This is a genomic window from uncultured Thiodictyon sp. (assembly GCF_903828115.1).
GTDB lineage: Bacteria > Pseudomonadota > Gammaproteobacteria > Chromatiales > Chromatiaceae > Thiodictyon.
This window is the reverse complement of the sequence record NZ_CAIKKU010000830.1, coordinates 1-17,468: the sequence shown is the minus strand read 5'-3', so window position 1 is coordinate 17,468 and position 17,468 is coordinate 1. Positions and strand designations below refer to the sequence as shown.

The following is a 17,468-nucleotide window of genomic DNA, read 5'->3' as shown; positions in this document are numbered from 1 at the left end:
GCGGCCTCCGTGACCTCTTGGCGGGTGTCGGCGATCAGGGTTTGACGGGCGATGCGCTCGGACTCGATCTCGTCGCGCAGCCGCCCCATATCTTCAGTAAAACGGCCCATGGCTTGCTCCTCGTACTAATTGCGAATCTCGGACCCGGAGCAGGCGGGTTCCCGCGCAGCCGTAAAACCGGGTTCGGCGCGGCTTGCCACCTGACCCGGCACAAGGTGCCGCTCAGGGTCGATGCCTATGGCATCGGAGCGGCACCCCATTGGCGCGAGAGCTCGATCAGGCCGGGGCAGCCGCCGGGGCGGTGAGGCCAATCGCTTCGGCATACTTCAGGTAGGTCTCAACCGAGGCGATGACCACGCGGGCTTCGACGGCGAGCAGCTCGATACCAACCAGGGAGACCTTCAACCACGCATCAATCACGATGCCCTTGTCCAGGATGCGGTCAACAACTTCGGCCAGGCTGGAAGAATCGGTGGAGTTGGCGACTTTTGCCATTTTCTTTACCCTCTGAGAGTGATTTAAATGCACATGATGTGCGTCGAAAGCGAACCTACCGGGCCCGGGTCACAATGCGCATCCCTATGCCCCACCCCGCCGGGGGAGTCCCCTGATCCGCTTGATACTGCCGGCGGGCTCAGGGCTTCCCGGTGTGGCATCCTGCCGACTCGGTCGCTTGATGGGTATATAGCATGGCGCGTGCCAGCGGCGGATGGCACCGGCGACTTCTTTGAAATTACTTTAATATCAATGCCCCCGATCGTCACGTCGCACTTTGGGGCGAGGCGATTCAGGGGGAACGCGCGGCATTTGCTATGGAATCCATTCCATAACTCTGGCGCTGGACCCCTAGCCGCATCGCTTACCGACCGCAGGTGCAGCGCGAGAGCGAAACCCATCCCCGCCGCGCTCGGCAAGCACGCACCGGCCTTGATCAGAACGCGTCTGTTCGTCTCCGCCGTCAGCACCGAGCTCGCCAGTGCCCGCCGTCTGGTCGCCGATACCCTGCGCCGACTGGGTTTCGACACCGTGACGCAAGACGACTTCCCCACCGGCCCCGGCGAACTGCGGGCCTGGCTGGAGCAGCAGATCGCGGGCTGCGAGGGCGTCTTCCAACTGGTCGGCCTCGCCTACGGCCGCGAACCGCCGATGAGCGACGCCCCCGAACGCCCCTGGCCGGACCCCGCCTTCGGGCTGTTCCTACACCCAGTTCGAGTTGCTCTGCGCCCAGCGTCTCAGCAAGCAAACCTGGGTCATTGAGGTCGGCCCCGGCTGCCGGCGCGACCGCGAACCGGCGCAACTCGACCTGCCGCCGGTGCGCGACGGCGAACCCGCGCACCCGGACCCCGCCGGCTACCAGGCCGAGCGCCGTGCCCTGCAACTGGCCTATGTCGAGCGCCTGCGCGCCGCCAACCACCTGCGCCATCCCGCCGCCAGATGCCGAACTCGAAAACCGCGTGCTCCGGCTCAAGGACGAACTGGCGCAACTGCGCGAGCGGCAGGAGCGCCACCAGCGCCGGCTCGGCTGGGGTCTGGGCGGCGTCTTCGCCACGCTGCTGCTGGCCGCCTCCTTCGCCGCGATCGAGGCGCGCGGCGAGGCGAGCAGCGTGTTCACCGAACTCACCCGCATCCTGAAAGAACAGGGCGTCGATCCGGCCCTCGCCTATGTCGCCGCCAAGCGCGTCGGCATCCTCGACCAGGTCCGCGCCCGCTAGGCCGCCGCGCGGCAGCGCAACCGCGACGACCTGCAACCACTGCTCACCAGCGCCGGACTCTATGCCGCCAAGGGCGAGGCCGGGTCCGCGCTGGCGCTGTATCAGGAGGTGCTGGAACTGGAGCCGGAGTGGCCGGCGGCACTCGATGGCAACCGGTGGTTCCTGATCGCGCAGGGCGACCTCGCGGTGGTCCGCGGCCGGCTGCCCGATGCGGGGCGGGACTTCGTGCAGGCCAAGGGATTGGCGGAACGGCTGATCGGGCTGGAGCCGGACAATCGCGATTGGCAGCGAAACATCGGGCTCTGTCTGGAGCGCATCGGCGACACCAAGGCCGCGCAGGGCGACCTCGCGGGCGCGCTGGCGGACTACGGGCAGTCCCTCGCTACCGCTGAGCGCCTGGCCGCCGCGGACCCGAGCAACGCCGACTGGCAGCGCGACCTGGCCGTGTCCCACTACAAGCTCGGCGGAATCGCCGACCGGCAGGGGCGCGAGGATCTGCTGCGCCAGCACTGGGGTGAGATGCTCGCGATCTTCGCGGCGATGCAGCAGCGGGGCCTGCATGTGTCGCCTGAGGACCTGGCGGGGTTGGAGGCGATTCGGGCGCGGGTGCAGGGTGCGGCGCGGTGAGCGGGGCCGCGCCGGGTCTCCCCGCGGCCACCCGGCACCCCCGGATGAGGGGGCTTACCGGCTCCCAAGTCCCGCGCGACCAGGCAAGTCGCCGCCGCGGTCCGCGCCGGCTCCGGGAGGTCTCGCGCGGCCCTTCCGGCTGAAGCCTCGACCTCCGGTTGGGACGCGGGCCGCGACCGCGGGTCGGGGCTTGAGCGCGGCGGTTTCGTAGGGTCCGCTGTGCGGACCGCCGACCGCAAGTTGACCGCGGTCGCCGCAACGATGCTCGAAGCCGCAACGGTGGTGACCGCAGGCGTCAGCGCCACCGCCCCGGCTTGCGTTCAATGTCCGGTGCGTTCAAGCCAATCCTTGACCAGTTCCGGGTCTAACCCGCGTAAGCGATCTTCGGCGGCCAGTCCGCGTAAGCGGTCCTCGGCGGCCAGTCCGCGTAAGCGGTCCTCGACACCCATCCGCCCCAGCAGCGCTTGGCGCTCTTGCTCGCTGAGTTCATGCAGGTCGTCGATGAGCATGCGGTAGGTGTCACGTTTGAAGTCGTCGAGCGTGTAAGCCATGTCGGGAAGCTCCAGACGGTGGACGGTGGCAAGATGGTAGCGCAACAACTGCGCCGCCGGGCTGTGCGGCCGGTAGTGGGCGAGTCCATAGCGGATTCGATCCATCTCGCTGGCGAACAGTTCCCAGGGGGCGTTGCGCGGGTGCTGGGCCAGGGCGTTCAGGACGATCAGCCGAATCCGGCGGCTGCCCCAGCCGAGATCGTAGACGCCGGGCCAGGCGCTGGGGGTCCGGGCCGGGGCGGGGAGTTGCCGGAACAGCTTCCCGGGATGGCGGGTGGCGACGGCATAGAGGCGGAAATCTGCCTCCGGCAGCAGCCGATAGCCCGCGGCCGGCGGTTCCACGGCGGCGGCGGCCGTCGCTCGGCCCGTGGCGGCCTGGATGGAGGCGAGCTTGCGATAGGTGACGTAGTGACCGATCAGTTCTTCGAGCGCCCAACCGTCCAGCGGTTCCTGTTTGGATTTGTAGCTCAGGACATTGTGGGCGGTGAGGTTCTCCAACCCGTCGGGCAGGTCGGCCAGGGCCGCCGCCTCGGTGGCCGCGGCGGCGCCGGGTAACCGTTCGATAATCAGCACGTCCAGCCGCTGACTCTTGAGCGCCAGCTCCATTTCCAGTTCCACGCGCCAGGGGCGGCCAGTGAAGAGGTCGGTCAGGGCGATGCCGAAGAGTCGATGCCAGGGGGTGTGATCGCGCATCGGCCCATGGTACCGCAAGCAGGGCCTTGATCGTCGTTGCGGCCAGCAGCGCTCGGTCCGCGCAGCGGACCCTACGTCACTCCCCTGGCCTCGTCGCGGCTGAAGCCGCTCCCACGCACGCTAGTGATCTGCGCTCTATGCCAAGGATTTAGTGTTTCACAGATGTCGGCATAGGCCCGCGCGTCCGCCTGCGAATACCACTCCTCGAATCTGCACCGGCCAGGGCCGGTCGGTCCCGGTATTTTTCTGCATCCCGGTGCGGGATAATCCCCGCCAGTGCCACCGACCCGCAGGATGATCGTCATGCCGCACCCCGCACCCGCGAACTCCCTCCCGCCCCGCCCGCGGGCCCTGCTGCGCCTGGGCTTTGCCGGACGGCGGGTGCTGTCGCCAGCCGAAGAGCAGACCCTGGACACCACCCTGGCACAGGTGTTTACCGTCATCGGCCGCCAGTTGGCGGCCCTGACCCCCGGGGTGCCGGTGCAGGCCGGGCGGGAGCCGCCGGTGACGGCCTTCTACGCCCGCCAAGCGCCCCCTGCTGCGCCTGGTGACGGGACTTTGCGAGGGGGCGGATACGGTGGCAGCGCGGGTGCTGGAGCGGCTGCGCATCGCCCCGGACGGTGCGGGGTCGGACCGGGCGGGCGAGGACTGTATCGAGACCGAGTTGGCGGCGGTGCTGCCCTTCGATCTCCCCGGCTACCGCGCCAGCCGCGCGCCCGACTTCCACCCCGAGTTCGACCGTCAGGCGGCCCGTTGTGCCTACGTGATCGTGGCGGACGGCATCTACGACAAGCCGGACCCGGTGACTGATCCGGACCCCGCGGCAGGCGAGCGCCTGGCACTGGCCAGCCAACGCCGCGGCCGTGCCTATCGCGCGCAGTCGGCCCTGCTGCTGCGTCACGCGGACCTCCTGGTAGCCGCCGCGGACCCCAGCGCCCCGGCGAAGCCCGGCGGCACCCTGGAGACGGTGCCGGCCGCGCTGGCCTGCGACCTGCCCGTGCTCTTCATCGATACGGTGCGCGGCGAGGTCTGGCTGATCCGCCCCGCGGAGGATCTGGCCGGCGCGCTGGCCGGCCCCCCCTTTAGCGATGCCGACCTGGCGGACCTGGTCACTGCCATCCTGGTCGGCCCCGATTTGGGGCTCGCGGGCGCCGACCAGGACGAGCGGCGGGCGCACCGTGAGGGGCTGCGCCTGCTCAAGGACTATCGCGCCCGCGCCACCGCGCTCAATTATCACTACAGCGGCCTCTACCGCGGCGCCTTTGTGCTCAACTACGGCCTGGCGGTCGCCGCCGTGGCCCTGGCCACGGCCGGCCTCGCCCTGCTCGCCGTTCACCATGGCGCCCACTGGCTGCCCTGGGCCCTGCTGGGCCTGGCGGCGGCCAAGCTCTGGCTGCTCATCATCATCTCCCGCGGCGTCTCGCCGACCGACCCCGCCGACCCCGCGCCCCAGATCCTGACCCTCGCCCCCGCCGCCGCGCTGGACCAGGTGCGCGCTGGATGGATCGCCGAGCAGATCGCCTACCATGACCGCACCCAGGGCCTCATGCATCGCCTGGACCGCTTTGCCGAACAGGCCAGCGCCCGGCTCAGCCAGGCCGTGATCTGGGTCGTCGCGTTCGACCTCCTGCTGCTCGTCCTCTATCTCACCCACCGGCTGCCCTGGGCCGACTGGATCAAGCACGACCTGGCCCCCTGGCTGATCTTCCTCGCCGCCGTCCTGCCCGCCGCCGTCGCCTCCTGCAACGGCCTGCGCTTCCAGGGCGAGACCCGGCGCCTGGCCGAGCGGGTGGCCGCGGACTGCCTGCACGAGGTGGCCGACTGGTCCGTGCTCTATGCCAAGGAGTTGCCGGAGACCTGAGGGGGCATCCGCCAGGTGCGACGCCGACGCCGCGTTCCCGGCGCGATCCGTCGCGGCGCAAGCCGCTCCCACCGCGTCGCCGCGCTACTTTCACGGCGTCCGGCACTGATGTTCGCGCCGCTGCAATCCGATATACTAACCGGTTACCAAGCCGGTTCATTCTGATCTGTTCACCCGAGACCCTTGCCGATGACCATCAAGCTCGCCGCCCGCGTCCAGGCCGTCAAGCCCTCCGCCACCCTCGCCGTCGACGCCCGCGCCAAGGCCCTCAAAGCGGCGGGCAAGGACGTCGTCGGCCTGGGCGCCGGTGAGCCGGACTTCGACACCCCGGACCACATCAAGGAGGCGGCCGTGGCCGCGATCCACCAGGGGTTCACGAAATACACCGCGGTCGACGGGATGCCCAGCCTCAAGGCCGCGGTGGTCGCCAAGTTCAAGCGCGAGAACGCCCTGGACTATGCCCCGGAGCAGGTGCTGGTCTCCTGCGGCGGCAAGCAGAGCTTCTTCAACCTGGCGCTCGCGGTCGTCGACCCGGGCGACGAGGTGGTGATCCCGGCGCCCTACTGGGTTTCCTATCCGGATATCGTGCTGCTGGCCGGCGGCGCGCCGGTGCTGGTGCACGCGCCGGCCGAGCAACACTTCAAGATCTCCCCGGCCCAACTCAAGGCGGCGATGAACGACAAGACCCGGCTGGTGGTCATCAACAGCCCGTCCAACCCCACCGGCATGTCCTACAGCGCGGACGAATTGAAGGCCCTGGGCGCGGTGCTGCGCAACTTCCCGCGGGCACTGATCGCCACCGACGACATGTACGAGCACATCCGCTGGGACGCGGCCCCCTTCGTCAACATCATCAATGTGTGCCCGGATCTCGCCCCCCGCACGCTGGTGCTCAACGGCGTCTCGAAGGCCTATGCCATGACCGGCTGGCGCATCGGCTATGCCGGGGGCCCGGTCGAGGTCATCAAGGCCATGACCAAGATCCAGTCCCAGAGCACCTCCAACCCGACCTCCATCGCCCAGGTGGCGGCGCAGGCCGCGCTGGAAGGCCCCCAGGACTGCATCGGCGTGATGACCCGCGCCTTCAAGGAACGCCATGACCATGTGGTCGAGCAGTTGAACCTGATCCCCGGCATCGAGTGCCTGCCCACGGACGGGACCTTCTATGTCTTCCCGCGGGTCCAGCAGGCCATCGAGCGGCTGGCCGGCGTCAGCAACGACCTGGAGTTTGCCGAGTATCTGCTGGAGAAGGTCGGGGTGGCCCTGGTGCCGGGCTCCGCCTTCGGGCTGGCCGGGCATGTGCGCATCTCGATTGCGACCAGCGCGAGCAACCTGGACCAGGCCCTGGAGCGGATCGGCAGGGCGGTCGGGTAGCGCCGGCCGGCCGACTTGCGCAATGCGCGACTTTCACGGTAAACCCGCCCGGCAGCGACTAGACTTGCGCCAGGTCACAAGGAGCGAAATCCCATGACTGCAACGCATCGCCGCCGCCGCGGGTTCACCCTGATCGAACTGATGGTCACCGTGCTGGTGCTGATCATCCTCCTGGCACTTGGGGTTCCGGCCTTCGCCGACCTCCTCTCCCGCACCAAGCTGACCAATACTGCCAACACCCTGCTGGCCCATCTGCAGTATGCCCGCTCCAGCGCGGTCAAACGCGGGGTTGGCCGGGTCGCCGTGGGACCCTGCAACGTTGCCGCACAATGCACGGACAACGCCAACTGGCCGGCCGGTCAACTGTGGCAGGGCGGCTACATGGTCGCGACCGTCGACACCGCGTCGCCGCCCAAGATTCTGCAAGTGCTACGGCGCGTGGACGCGGCTGAACTGGCCGCCGTGACGATCGACAAGAACGGCACCTCGCCGCGCTTTTTCTTCCATCCCGATGGTTCGGCAGGCGGTGCGGCAACCGTCACGCTCTGCGATCGACGCACTCCCAGCTTCGGGCGTGCCGTGATCGTCGATGCCGTGGGGCGTGCCCGGGTCGCACAGTATGCGCCCGGCGGTGGGGCACTCCAGTGCCCCCCCTGATACCGCGTGATACAAATGCCCGGACGACCGCGCCGCTGCCTTAGGGTGCGCCGTCCGCACCATGGCGCCGCCCGCGACCCTGACCGCTGCGCTCGGGCGCAGCCTCTTGCGGTGCGCGCCGCGCACCCTACGCCTACTGGTCCGAACAAGTACGCCTGGTAGTACCCGTCACCAGCGAACCGGCAAGTACAAGCCGACCGAATCTAGCGGTTGACCACAGGGCCGCGAGTGGCTATGATAATGGGCTGTCGACATTCCCCGGTAGCTCAGTCGGTAGAGCGGATGACTGTTAATCATTAGGTCGGCGGTTCGAGCCCGTCCCGGGGAGCCAAATATAAAGAAGGGGTTAGGTGAAAGCCTAACCCCTTTTTCTATGCCCGTGGCGCACTCATCGCCCAGTCGCCGTCAACGCCCCACGACAAAACGCCCCGGCCCGCCGTTCGGCCCCTACCTGGCACCCCCGCCCGCACACCAGAAGGCCCGCGGCCGGGGCGGTCCGGGCGCACGGGCGACGGCTGCCGACCCGAGCGGTACGCATTGCCCCTGATCGTCGCGCGCCGTAATCTAGCGCAACGTGCCCGTGCCTCTCGCGGACGCCCAAGACCAGCGGAACCCATGACATGCCGGAACTGTTCTTCAAGGGTAAGGAGTTCGTCTTCAACCATCACCTGGCGGTGCCCTTCCGCCCCCTGGTCCCCGACCCCAAACGGTCCATCGGCGAGTCGGGCGAGAATGGGCGCCTGGACGGCAACCTGATCATCCACGGGGACAACCTGCACGCGCTCAAGGCACTCCTGCCCCTGTACGCCGGCAAGGTGGACTGCATCTACATTGAAATAGCGCCAGACGTGCCTCGCGCCCCTTGGTCTACCATCTGGGATGACGTTGACCAAAACAGGCAGGCAAAGGCGAATCTGACTGCCATCTTTGGTCGGGACGAGGAGTTCGATAGCCCAAAGCCGACGGCGCTGGTTTCCCGCGTGTTGGAGATCGCGGCAAGAAATGACTCGTTGGTACTCGACTCTTTTGCTGGCTCCGGTACGACCGGCCACGCTGTACTTGCCGCCAACGCCAAAGACCGCGGTAACCGTCGTTTTATCCTGGTGGAATGCGAAGATTACGCCGATACCCTGACTGCCGAGCGGGTGCGCCGAGTCATCAACGGATACAAATTCCAAGGCACGCAGCGGGAGGAACTGCACCGGGAGCGGCTGACCTTCACCAGCCTGAAGAAGGCGGACACGCTGCTGAACCATGTGGAGTCGATCAAGCATCTGGAGGCCCACCGCTTTGACCGCATCAAGGCCGAGGTCAAGGACGGCGAACTGATCGTGACCGGCGAGCGCGAGGTGACCCAGAAGACCGAGGGCCTGGGGGGCGAGTTCACCTACTGCACCCTGGGCGCCGCGGTGGAGATGGACAAGTTGCTGACCGGGGAGAACCTCCCGGCCTTCGATCAACTGGGCGCACTGCTGTTCCACATGGCGACCAATCAGGCCCGGCCCATCGCCGCCCAACCCGAAGAGGTCGCGGGGGTCGGCTACCTGGGGGCGTCGTCCGCACAGCATGTGTGGCTGATCTACCGCCCGGATCTCAACTTCCTCAAGTCCCGCGACGCGGCCCTGACCCTCTCGCGCGCCAAGGCCATTGCCGCGGCCAAGCCGGACAAGCCGCACCTGGTCTATGCCCCGGCCCGGTTCGTCTCCAAGCGGGTCCTGGAGGATGCCGGACTCCCCTGCGAGGTGGCCTTTGCGCCCTTACCTTTCGCCCTGTACCGCGTGGAGAGGCCCCAATGAGCACACCGCACGCCGCCGCTGCGCCGTTACCGTTACCGGCAGAGACCGAATTCAACGAGGCCGAGGTGCTGCGCCAGATGGTTGACATCATCGTTCGCGAGGCCGACCCGGAGGCCATTATCCTGTTCGGCTCGCGGGCGCGCGGCGATGCCGGCCCGGATTCCGACGTGGACCTGCTCATCATCGAGCGCGAGCCCTTCGGCCGGGGTCGCAGCCGGATACGGGAGGCGGCGCGGCTGTATCACGCGCTTCGCTATGTGCCCGCCAGCAAGGACCTGCTCGTCTACAGCCGCGACGAGTTCCAGCGCTGGAAAGAGGCGCTCAATCATGTGGTCGCAAACGCCGTCCGCGAGGGACGCCTGCTCTATGGCAACGCTTGATCACGCGCATTCATTGCTGCGGCTCGCCCGACGCGATTTCGACGCCCTGGTTGGTATGCAGACGTCCGCGCTGTTCGCGGACGCGATCTATGGCTTTCACGCGCAACAAGCGGTGGAGAAGGCGCTCAAGGCATGGTTGACCGCGCGGCGTCGGTCTTATCCCTTCACGCACGACCTGGCAGGGCTGTTGATGCGGTTGGAAGGCGCCGCGGCGGACGTGGAGCGGTTCTGGCCCCTCGAACGCTTTTCGGTTTACGGCATTCTGGCCCGCTACGACGAAGGCGACCCGGACGCCGACGCGCCGCTCGACCGTCCGGCCATCGTCGCCGAGGTGGCCGCCCTGTTGACGCATGTGACCACCGTGCTCGACGCGGCGGGGGACTGAGCCTGCCATGTCACTGCGTGACCTCGACTACCAGGCCCGGGTGCTGACCCGGTTCGATGAGTATCTGACCGAGTTGGCTACACAGAAGGCGAAGGCCGACAAGATCGCCGCCGCCAATGTGGGGGAGTCGGACCCGGACCTGATTCGGCCGGCGCCAAACTTCCCGGCCACTACCTGGCGGGCGCTGAAGGAGGCCGGCAAGCTCCCGCCGAGCCGGGCCAGGGTGCCCTACTCACCCCGCGCCGACGGGATGAAGCGCCCGGTCCCCAACGTGGTCTTCAAGGTACCGACGGGCGGCGGCAAGACCTATCTCGCCGTTTCGGCCCTGTCGCGCATCTTCGGGCGCTACCTGGGGCGCAGCACCGGTTTTGTCCTCTGGATCGTCCCCAACGAGGCGATCTACAGCCAGACGAAGCGCCAACTGACCGACCGGCAACACCCCTATCGGCAGATGCTCGATGTCCTCTCGGGCAATCGGGTCCTGCTGATGGAAAAGGGGGATAAGCTAGACGCGCGGGACGTGGACGCGAGCCTCTGCGTCATGCTGCTGATGCTGCAATCGGCCAATCGGCAGACCAACGACACCTTGCGGATGTTCAAGGACCGGGGGGACGTGCGCGGGTTCTTCCCGGACGAGGGCGACCAGGAGGCGCAACTGCGGGTGCTCAAGGAGACCCCGAACCTGGACGCCTACGCCGCGTCCGCGACCAACGGTTCATTCTGGCCCATGGTCAAGGACTCGCTCGGCAATGCGCTGCGGTTGATCCGTCCCGTGGTGGTTATGGACGAGGGCCACAAGGCGACCCCGGAACTGGCCTTCAAGACGCTCTACGGCTTCAATCCCTGCTTCGTGTTGGAGCTGACCGCGACCCCGAAGGACGTGCTTGCCCGCGGCGGGAAGAACCCGAGACCGGCCCGCCCGGCCAATGTGCTGGTGGAGATCACGGGCCTGGATGTGGACCGGGAGGGCATGATCAAGATGCCGCTCAACCTGGACACGCGCGGGGGCAGCGAGTGGCGCGAAACCCTGCGTAACGCCCTGGAGCGGCTGAATACCCTGGATGCCGAGGCGCGGCGGTTCCAGGGGGAGACCGGGCGTTACATCCGGCCCATCCTGCTGGTGCAGGCGGAGCGCACCGGCGCCGAGCAGCGGGACGGCGGTTTCATCCATGCCCTGGACGTGAAGGAGTGGCTGGTCACGGCCGGGCTGGACGAGCCCGAGATTGCCATCAAGACCGCGGACACCAATGACCTGGCCGCGCCCGAGAACCTTGACCTGTTGGCCCCCACGAACCGGGTGCGGGCCATCATCACCAAGCAGGCGTTACAGGAGGGCTGGGACTGCCCCTTCGCCTATGTGCTGTGTTCGCTGTCGGCGAGCCATAACGCAGCCGCCCTGACCCAACTGGTTGGGCGTATCCTGCGGCAACCCCACGCGCAGAAGACGGGCGTCGCGGCCCTGGACGAGTGCTATGTGGTCACCCACCACGCCGATACGGCGGCCGTGGTGGCGGCCATCAAGAGCGGCCTGGAGGAGGACGGGCTGGCCGACCTGGTGCAGGAGATTCGCATTGCGGACCCGGAGGGGGGCGCGGACGGGAAAGGCCCGCGAGCGATCAAGCGGCGCCCAGCTTTCGCCAAGACCGAAATCTACCTGCCCGAGGTACTGCGAGTCGAAGACGACTCGGTGCGGAAACTCGACTACGAGCAGGACATCCTGTTTGCACTGGACTGGAGCGGGCTCGACCCGACGCCCTTGATCGCGAAGATTCCGGACAACTTCCAGAGTCCGGAGCAACAACTGCGGCGCATCCGCCTGGTGGACTCCGGCGAGGAGCGGATCGTCTCGGAAGTGACCGGCAACACCGGGGAGCGCCTGGCCTTCGACCCCGCCTATGCCGTGCGCATGGTGTCGGATATCGTGCCGAACGCCTGGATTGCGCGCGAGATCGTCGGCGCGCTGGTCGCTGGACTGCAACGCCGGGGCTTTGCGGATGAAACGCTCGGCAAGCTCCACGGGCTGCTGATCGAGCAACTGCGCCGTTGGCTTACCGGCGAGCGGGATCGGATGGCCGAGGCCCATTTCCGCAAGGAGGTCGCGGCGGGGCGCATCCAGTTCCGGCTGCGCACCGACCGACACAATTGGGCGATGCCCGCGGACTCGGTGACCTACGAACCCGTTGGGGCGGACCAGATGCTCGGGACCGACGGCGGACCCCTGCAACGCAGCCTGTTCTCGCCGATCTACAAGAACGACTTGGGCAAAATAGATGAGCGCGAGGTTGCTGTCTACCTGGACGCGGAAAAGTCCCTCCTTTGGTGGCATCGCAACGTCGCACGGCACCAGTATGTGCTTGCCGGCTGGCGGCGCGAGCGCATCTATCCGGACTTCATCTTTGCCGTGCAGCCCGGCAACCAGTACGGCAAGGGCAAACGGCTGGTGGTCATGGAGACCAAGGGCGACCATCTGAAGGGCAACACGGACACCGAGTACAAACAGGCCGTGCTGGACCTGATGACCGAGGCATTCCAGATCGACCAGACCCAAAGGGTGGGGGAACTGTCGATAGTGAACCCGGACGGGAGCACGGTGGAGTGTGACCTGGTGCTGATGAGCGAGTGGAAGACCAAGCTGCCGGAGAAGTTTCCGCACTGAGTGGCGAAGGAACGGTTCAAGAAAAACCTGCACAGGTTGCACGCCAAAGTCGGGTTACGCTGCGCTGACCCAACCTACGAGTATACCGCATATTCATCGTCGCCGGACTGGCCTGGTACCTCATTACACCAGCTCCGCCAGTGTGACTGTCCTTGCTTGAGGTCAGCGGTGCGATCCCGCCCCGGGCAGTCAAATGGGGATGGGGTGGCGGGACCGACGGCTTATGTACGTCAGCGCACCGACCCGCCAAGCGACCCAGCCTATAACAGGAGGGTCCCGGAAGGACTTGAGTGTCGGGGCCAGGCGTCTGAGGCAGCCCTGAGTTCTGTCACGCCCTCGCCCCACGTCACCGGGCCCTCGTCGGGTTCTGCCATCTCGGCCAGCCTCAGTATTGCCAGTCGTGGTCGCGCCGCGGTGCCGGACGGCAAGCCAACCGAACTTTTTTTCACAGAGAGTCATGATGAACCACAAGACCCAGATGCTTGTCCTTAGCCTGGCGATCACCGCCGCTTGCGCGGTCCAGCCCGCGCTTGCCGAGTCCGAAAACGTCATCGTCGGCGGTCCCTTGCCGTTCACCGCCTACGACCGGGACGGCAACGGCAGTATCAGCGCGCAAGAGTTCAACCGTGTTCAGGAGCAGCAGACCAGTGAGCGTGCGGCGGCCGGCGCGCCCATGGGCGGCGTCGCCAACACGACAACCTTCGCGGTCTTTGACCGCAATAGCGATGGCCAGGTGACGGCCGCCGAATTCACCACGGTTCAGCCGCCCGCGCCGGCGAGTGGTCCCGGGACCCTGGGCGCCGGTCCGCAGATGGGGCTCAGTGATGGTGGTGGGGTCGCCATGCCCGGGGCACTGCCCACCTTTACCGATCTCGATGAGAACCACGACGGCAGCCTCAGTGCGTCCGAGTTCAATGACGCCCGGGCCAACCGCGCCGTGGAGAAGTCACAGCAGGGTCAGCCGATCGGGAGCCTGCGCAATGCCCCAACCTTCGAGGCCATCGATCTCAATAGCGACGGACGGATCAGCGCCGAGGAATTCGCCACGGTACAGGCCCAGCATTCGCCGCCGCAGCCCCAGCGCTGAAACCAGGGGCCAGTGAGGATTAACAGGATGAATAGGTGCAACTTGCATCGACAGAAAATCCGGTAAATCCTGTTAATCCTGTCTATTTCTCCAGCCCAGGATTATCCTCGAATGGTGGGGCGGCGCCCACGCGGGCCTGTCGCGCCGCGGCGCCCGCCAGGTGGCCGAACAAGGCCTGATAGAGGGCGCAGTGCGGGTCCTTCTCGAATAGGGTTCCATGCACCGAGAAGGCCCGTACCGGGCAGCCGCCGTGGCACAGGGCCAGGTAGTCACAGGCGATACAGTCACGCGCGACCAGTGCCATGGGGCGTTGGTGAAAGCGCTCTACGACCGCGCTGGCGGCGAGCAGCTCGCTCAGGCTTGCGCACTCGAAGATGTTGCCGAAGCGGTAGTCCGGATAGCTCGTGACCCAACAGTCGCACTGGGCAACGTGACCGCGGGCGTCGATGCAAAGAATGTGGTTGGCACAGTCGTCGGTCCAGATGCAGGGCAGTACCGTCGGCATGCCGCTGAAATAAGCCAATAGCTCGTCGAAGGGGCCGACCCGGACCCCGTCGCGTTCGCCGCGCGCCAGCCACACCTCGGCCAAGTCAATATAGAAGCCGATGAGCGCCGCGCTGCCCGTCGGCAACAGCCCCTTGGCCTGGTTGGACTCGCCCCCGGGGAACGGCGTATTGACCTGGAAGCTGCGAATACCGAGGTCATCGACGAAATGGCTGTAGAAGCGCTCGGCGCCGAGTTCCAGGGTCGCCGCGTTGGGCACCGCGATGACCCCGACCTCGATGCCCGCGGCGCGTGCGAGGCGCACATTGCGCGCCCAGACCGCGTTGTAGTCGGCGGCGTCCTGCCCCCGGCGGCGCCGGTAGAGGTTGGGATAGTCCAGTGAGGTGCTGACGCTGTTGTCGAACATCTCGCGGATGACCGGATTCCACTGCGGGCTGTAACCAATCATGTTGGTCTGCAATCCGTGGGTCACGGTGCGCCCGCGCGCCGCGGCGGCGGCCGCGATCAGGGCCTGGGCACGGGTGAACCAGGACGGCGGCAGGGTCATGGCCTCCCCGCCCTGCCAGTGGATCATGAGCCCGGCGATGTCCTGTTCGACCAGATGATCCAATACCTTGTCGATCAGTTCCTGCAGGCGTCCCAGGGACAGCCGGTCGTTGGTCTTCACCTCGAAGCAGTAGTCACAGTCGGCATTGCACTGGAGCGTCGGGAGCAGGATCAGTGAAAAGACCTTGGTGCTCATGGTGCGGTCAACCCCGCGACGCGGCAAAGGCGGCGAGCCCCGCACGCAGTTCGGCCGCCGCCGCGTGCAGTTCGGCGAACAGCGACTTCACACCGGTGCAGTCGGCGTCGGGCCGGGGCCATTTGAAATAGGCGCCGCAGGGGGCAAGCCAGGGGCAGTCGCGACACTCGGCCGCGGCGGCGACCAGCCCCTCGCGCCACGCCGTCACGCACGCGGGGCCCTGGTCGGGCGCCGCCTGGCCTTGGTCATCCAGGATCAGAACCTCGGCCTGGTCGCGCTCCAGCAATGACCAGAGGTCGACCGGGGTGTCGTGCAGGAAGGCCAGCAACAGGCCGTGAAAGGGCTCCACCGGCTGGGCGACGGTGGGATTGTGGAGGTATCCCGCGAGTGCCTCCCGCAGCTCCGCAACCACCGCGGGGGACGCCTGATGCCCCGCCAGGCGGACCGCAAAACCGAGTGAGACCGCCAGCTTGACGGCCCGCGCCACCCCCGGGAGCAGCGCGATCGTCACGCGCACCGGATGGCGGTCGAGCAACCCGGTGCACCGGTAGAGCAAGGGAAGCTCGGTCGCCGGGGCGGCCATCAGCAGGTCGATGGCCAGCCCCTCACCCCAGTGGAGCAGGGGCCCCAGGTCCGCCGTCAGGTCCGTAACCTGCAGGAACAACACCCTAGACGGCACGGCGGGCCCGAGCAGGGTCCGGGCCGCCGCGGGATCGGCGGTGCGCAGGATCACCGCACGGTCGGGATAGGCCTGAAACAGGGCCGCGGGAACGCTGAAAACGGTCTGATCCGGATGATCCCCGGGCGGGATCGGTGTCTGGTGTGACACGGCGGCCTGCTCCCCGCGGCGTCGGGGCGCCGCCTCAATGACTGGCCGGCCCCGACGCCATCGCCCCGGGGCCGGGTGACAACCGGGCCTCGCTCAGCGCCGGTTGATCCAACTGCCGCCGCGGCCGCCGCCGTTACGGTTGACCCAACCGCCGCCGCCGCGGCGGTTGACCCAGCCGCCGCCGCGGCGGTTGATCCAGCCGCCGCCCCCGTAGCGGCGATTGAGCCAGCCCGCCTCGGCCTCCGACTGCGGTACCGCCAGGCCGCCGAAGAGGGCGGCGCCGATCACGATCTTCGACCAGCGGCCCATGCCGATCAGGAAACCCCGACGGCTTTGCAGTTCGTCGTCGGTCAGTTCGGCCAGCTCGGGACCGGATTCAGTCACGGATTTGTCGCTCATAGTGTTCCTCTTTACGTGTATTATCGAAGGGCCTCATCGCTCGTCTTGTGGTTCTGCGGCACCTCCACCCGGGCCATCGGCCGGGGGGATAAAGAACGGTTCACTAATAGGTAAACAGGTCCATTAGAGAATGCCTTTAGCGTCGTTGTCGTTGTCGTTGTCGTTGTCGTAATCGAGGTTATCCTATGCGCCCCGGATTCTCTCGCACCCCAAATTGCATCGCTGCTCCGATTACGACAACGACAACGACAACGACCGTGTTGGTGTTTAACTTGTTCTTGACTCGTTACTAAGCACTCACTGACGGCGCAGCGCCGCCCCTCAGCCCGGACGCCGGTGGACCCCGTCCAGCCAGCGGCGCAGATCCCCCGCCCAGCCGTCGAAGGCCTGGCGCGCATAGGCCCAGGTGGAATAAGACTTCACATAGTCCCCGACCCCGGTCGTGACGGCGCCGGTGAGACCCCCGCTGGTATCGACCACATACTTTCGCCCGACCCGGTTGTCCGCGTACTCCGCGACCACCTGCTGGTTTTGGGCGTCGATCAGCATCCCGGCGATGCCGGTGCGACCCAGGTAGGCGGTGGAACCCGCGGGGCGGCCGGCCACCGGACCGGACGCCAGATCGGCGACCGTGGCATAGGGGACCACCAGTGCGGCCACACTATAGGCGGGCTTGGTCGGTACCAGGTCGGTGATGGCAATACGCAGCTTCAGCACCCCGGGGCCGGGTCTGCTGACTACCTGGTAGGTGGGGCCCAGGGCCTTGGTGATCGCCTGCTGCAGGTAGTCCGCCAGGGCCTTCAACTCAGCGGGATCGACCGTCTTGTAGGCGGCGTCGTCCGCCAGCCGGACCTGGATGGGCTCGATCAGGAACCGCTGGTAGCGCGCCAACTCCGCCCCGGGGTCGATCCACACCAGGGCCCCGCTCGCGTTGGGTGCGGGGCGCAGCCGCTCCGGCTGGCTCAGAAAGTCCGCGTAGGCCGCCCGCTTGCCGCCGCCGTGGGGGGTCGCGCAACCCCCCGTCAGGAGCAGGGCGGCCAGCGCGATCGGGGTCAGCAAGGTCTTCAAGGGCATGTTCCGCTCGAGGTTCCGGGACGCCGCGGACCGCGGCAGTGCCGCCTCTGGCGTGGTCGGCGCACGCACGAGGCACGCCGATCATTTTACGCCAGTTTGCCGCCGGACCGGGGCTTGGATGTCGCCGCCCGCGGCAGCGGC

General features: G+C 67.3%; 17 protein-coding genes and 1 tRNA gene. 12 read left to right on the top strand and 6 right to left on the bottom strand.

Annotation, left to right across the window (positions count from 1 at the left end):
* Positions 1–276: 276 nt before the first annotated feature.
* Positions 277–495 (bottom strand): gas vesicle structural protein GvpA, encoded by a 219-nt coding sequence (gene gvpA, locus QZY48_RS30885; protein WP_020503491.1) that lies wholly within the window; start codon positions 493–495, stop codon positions 277–279.
* A gap of 432 nt (positions 496–927) precedes the next feature.
* Between gvpA and QZY48_RS30880 the strand changes: the two genes are divergently transcribed.
* From QZY48_RS30880 to QZY48_RS30870, 3 genes are all read left to right on the top strand, one after another.
* Positions 928–1,257 (top strand): DUF4062 domain-containing protein, encoded by a 330-nt coding sequence (locus QZY48_RS30880; RefSeq protein ID WP_295437850.1) that lies wholly within the window; start codon positions 928–930, stop codon positions 1,255–1,257.
* Positions 1,258–1,385: 128 nt separating this feature from the next.
* Complete coding sequence (locus QZY48_RS30875) at positions 1,386–1,712, top strand: hypothetical protein (protein ID WP_295437847.1); 327 nt, start codon at positions 1,386–1,388, stop codon at positions 1,710–1,712.
* Between the two features lie 108 nt (positions 1,713–1,820).
* Positions 1,821–2,339: a tetratricopeptide repeat protein gene (locus tag QZY48_RS30870; RefSeq protein ID WP_295437844.1), complete on the top strand. Its 519-nt coding sequence runs from the start codon at positions 1,821–1,823 to the stop codon at positions 2,337–2,339.
* A gap of 320 nt (positions 2,340–2,659) precedes the next feature.
* On the opposite strand, the gene QZY48_RS30865 is transcribed toward QZY48_RS30870, so the two are convergent.
* Entirely contained in the window at positions 2,660–3,583 is a 924-nt protein-coding gene (locus QZY48_RS30865) for a hypothetical protein (protein WP_295437842.1), read from the bottom strand.
* Positions 3,584–4,160: 577 nt separating this feature from the next.
* On the opposite strand from QZY48_RS30865, the gene QZY48_RS30860 reads away from it, so the two are divergent.
* From QZY48_RS30860 to QZY48_RS30820, 9 genes are all read left to right on the top strand, one after another.
* Entirely contained in the window at positions 4,161–5,444 is a 1,284-nt protein-coding gene (locus QZY48_RS30860; protein WP_295437841.1) for a hypothetical protein, read from the top strand.
* A gap of 189 nt (positions 5,445–5,633) precedes the next feature.
* Complete coding sequence (locus QZY48_RS30855; RefSeq protein WP_295437839.1) at positions 5,634–6,818, top strand: pyridoxal phosphate-dependent aminotransferase; 1,185 nt, start codon at positions 5,634–5,636, stop codon at positions 6,816–6,818.
* A gap of 93 nt (positions 6,819–6,911) precedes the next feature.
* Entirely contained in the window at positions 6,912–7,475 is a 564-nt protein-coding gene (locus QZY48_RS30850; protein ID WP_295437838.1) for a GspH/FimT family pseudopilin, read from the top strand.
* Between the two features lie 255 nt (positions 7,476–7,730).
* A tRNA-Asn gene (locus tag QZY48_RS30845) sits at positions 7,731–7,806 on the top strand.
* A gap of 289 nt (positions 7,807–8,095) precedes the next feature.
* Positions 8,096–9,271 (top strand): DNA methyltransferase, encoded by a 1,176-nt coding sequence (locus QZY48_RS30840; RefSeq protein ID WP_295437836.1) that lies wholly within the window; start codon positions 8,096–8,098, stop codon positions 9,269–9,271.
* Entirely contained in the window at positions 9,268–9,651 is a 384-nt protein-coding gene (locus QZY48_RS30835; protein ID WP_295437834.1) for a nucleotidyltransferase domain-containing protein, read from the top strand. Before QZY48_RS30840 ends, QZY48_RS30835 begins: the two co-directional genes overlap by 4 nt.
* Entirely contained in the window at positions 9,638–10,036 is a 399-nt protein-coding gene (locus tag QZY48_RS30830) for a HEPN domain-containing protein (protein ID WP_295437832.1), read from the top strand. The genes QZY48_RS30835 and QZY48_RS30830 overlap by 14 nt, the downstream gene beginning before the upstream one ends.
* Before the next feature lie 7 nt (positions 10,037–10,043).
* A complete protein-coding gene (locus QZY48_RS30825; RefSeq protein ID WP_295437829.1) occupies positions 10,044–12,692 on the top strand; it encodes a DEAD/DEAH box helicase family protein in 2,649 nt (882 codons plus the stop codon).
* Positions 12,693–13,152: 460 nt separating this feature from the next.
* Positions 13,153–13,779, top strand: a complete 627-nt coding sequence (locus tag QZY48_RS30820; RefSeq protein ID WP_295437827.1) for an EF-hand domain-containing protein — start codon at positions 13,153–13,155, stop codon at positions 13,777–13,779.
* Between the two features lie 82 nt (positions 13,780–13,861).
* Here the strand turns inward: QZY48_RS30820 and QZY48_RS30815 are convergent, their stop codons facing one another.
* The 4 genes from QZY48_RS30815 to QZY48_RS30800 form a co-directional block, all read right to left on the bottom strand.
* A complete protein-coding gene (locus QZY48_RS30815; RefSeq protein WP_295437825.1) occupies positions 13,862–15,025 on the bottom strand; it encodes a radical SAM protein in 1,164 nt (387 codons plus the stop codon).
* 7 nt (positions 15,026–15,032) lie between these two features.
* Positions 15,033–15,854: a hypothetical protein gene (locus QZY48_RS30810; protein WP_295437823.1), complete on the bottom strand. Its 822-nt coding sequence runs from the start codon at positions 15,852–15,854 to the stop codon at positions 15,033–15,035.
* Positions 15,855–15,947: 93 nt separating this feature from the next.
* Complete coding sequence (locus tag QZY48_RS30805; RefSeq protein ID WP_295437821.1) at positions 15,948–16,253, bottom strand: hypothetical protein; 306 nt, start codon at positions 16,251–16,253, stop codon at positions 15,948–15,950.
* A gap of 321 nt (positions 16,254–16,574) precedes the next feature.
* On the bottom strand, positions 16,575–17,327 hold the full coding sequence (locus QZY48_RS30800) for a DUF3313 domain-containing protein (protein ID WP_295437818.1): 753 nt from the start codon (positions 17,325–17,327) through the stop codon (positions 16,575–16,577).
* Between the last annotated feature and the right edge of the window lie 141 nt (positions 17,328–17,468).

What these genes read in the sequence shown, in the direction of transcription:
- gvpA (WP_020503491.1), bottom strand. Translation starts at nt 495, where the DNA reads ATGGCAAAAGTCGCCAACTCCACCGATTCTTCCAGCCTGGCCGAAGTT.
- QZY48_RS30875 (WP_295437847.1), top strand. Translation starts at nt 1,386, where the DNA reads ATGTCGAGCGCCTGCGCGCCGCCAACCACCTGCGCCATCCCGCCGCCA.
- QZY48_RS30865 (WP_295437842.1), bottom strand. Translation starts at nt 3,583, where the DNA reads ATGCGCGATCACACCCCCTGGCATCGACTCTTCGGCATCGCCCTGACC.
- QZY48_RS30855 (WP_295437839.1), top strand. Translation starts at nt 5,634, where the DNA reads ATGACCATCAAGCTCGCCGCCCGCGTCCAGGCCGTCAAGCCCTCCGCC.
- QZY48_RS30850 (WP_295437838.1), top strand. Translation starts at nt 6,912, where the DNA reads ATGACTGCAACGCATCGCCGCCGCCGCGGGTTCACCCTGATCGAACTG.
- QZY48_RS30840 (WP_295437836.1), top strand. Translation starts at nt 8,096, where the DNA reads ATGCCGGAACTGTTCTTCAAGGGTAAGGAGTTCGTCTTCAACCATCAC.
- QZY48_RS30835 (WP_295437834.1), top strand. Translation starts at nt 9,268, where the DNA reads ATGAGCACACCGCACGCCGCCGCTGCGCCGTTACCGTTACCGGCAGAG.
- QZY48_RS30830 (WP_295437832.1), top strand. Translation starts at nt 9,638, where the DNA reads ATGGCAACGCTTGATCACGCGCATTCATTGCTGCGGCTCGCCCGACGC.
- QZY48_RS30825 (WP_295437829.1), top strand. Translation starts at nt 10,044, where the DNA reads ATGTCACTGCGTGACCTCGACTACCAGGCCCGGGTGCTGACCCGGTTC.
- QZY48_RS30820 (WP_295437827.1), top strand. Translation starts at nt 13,153, where the DNA reads ATGAACCACAAGACCCAGATGCTTGTCCTTAGCCTGGCGATCACCGCC.
- QZY48_RS30815 (WP_295437825.1), bottom strand. Translation starts at nt 15,025, where the DNA reads ATGAGCACCAAGGTCTTTTCACTGATCCTGCTCCCGACGCTCCAGTGC.
- QZY48_RS30805 (WP_295437821.1), bottom strand. Translation starts at nt 16,253, where the DNA reads ATGAGCGACAAATCCGTGACTGAATCCGGTCCCGAGCTGGCCGAACTG.
- QZY48_RS30800 (WP_295437818.1), bottom strand. Translation starts at nt 17,327, where the DNA reads ATGCCCTTGAAGACCTTGCTGACCCCGATCGCGCTGGCCGCCCTGCTC.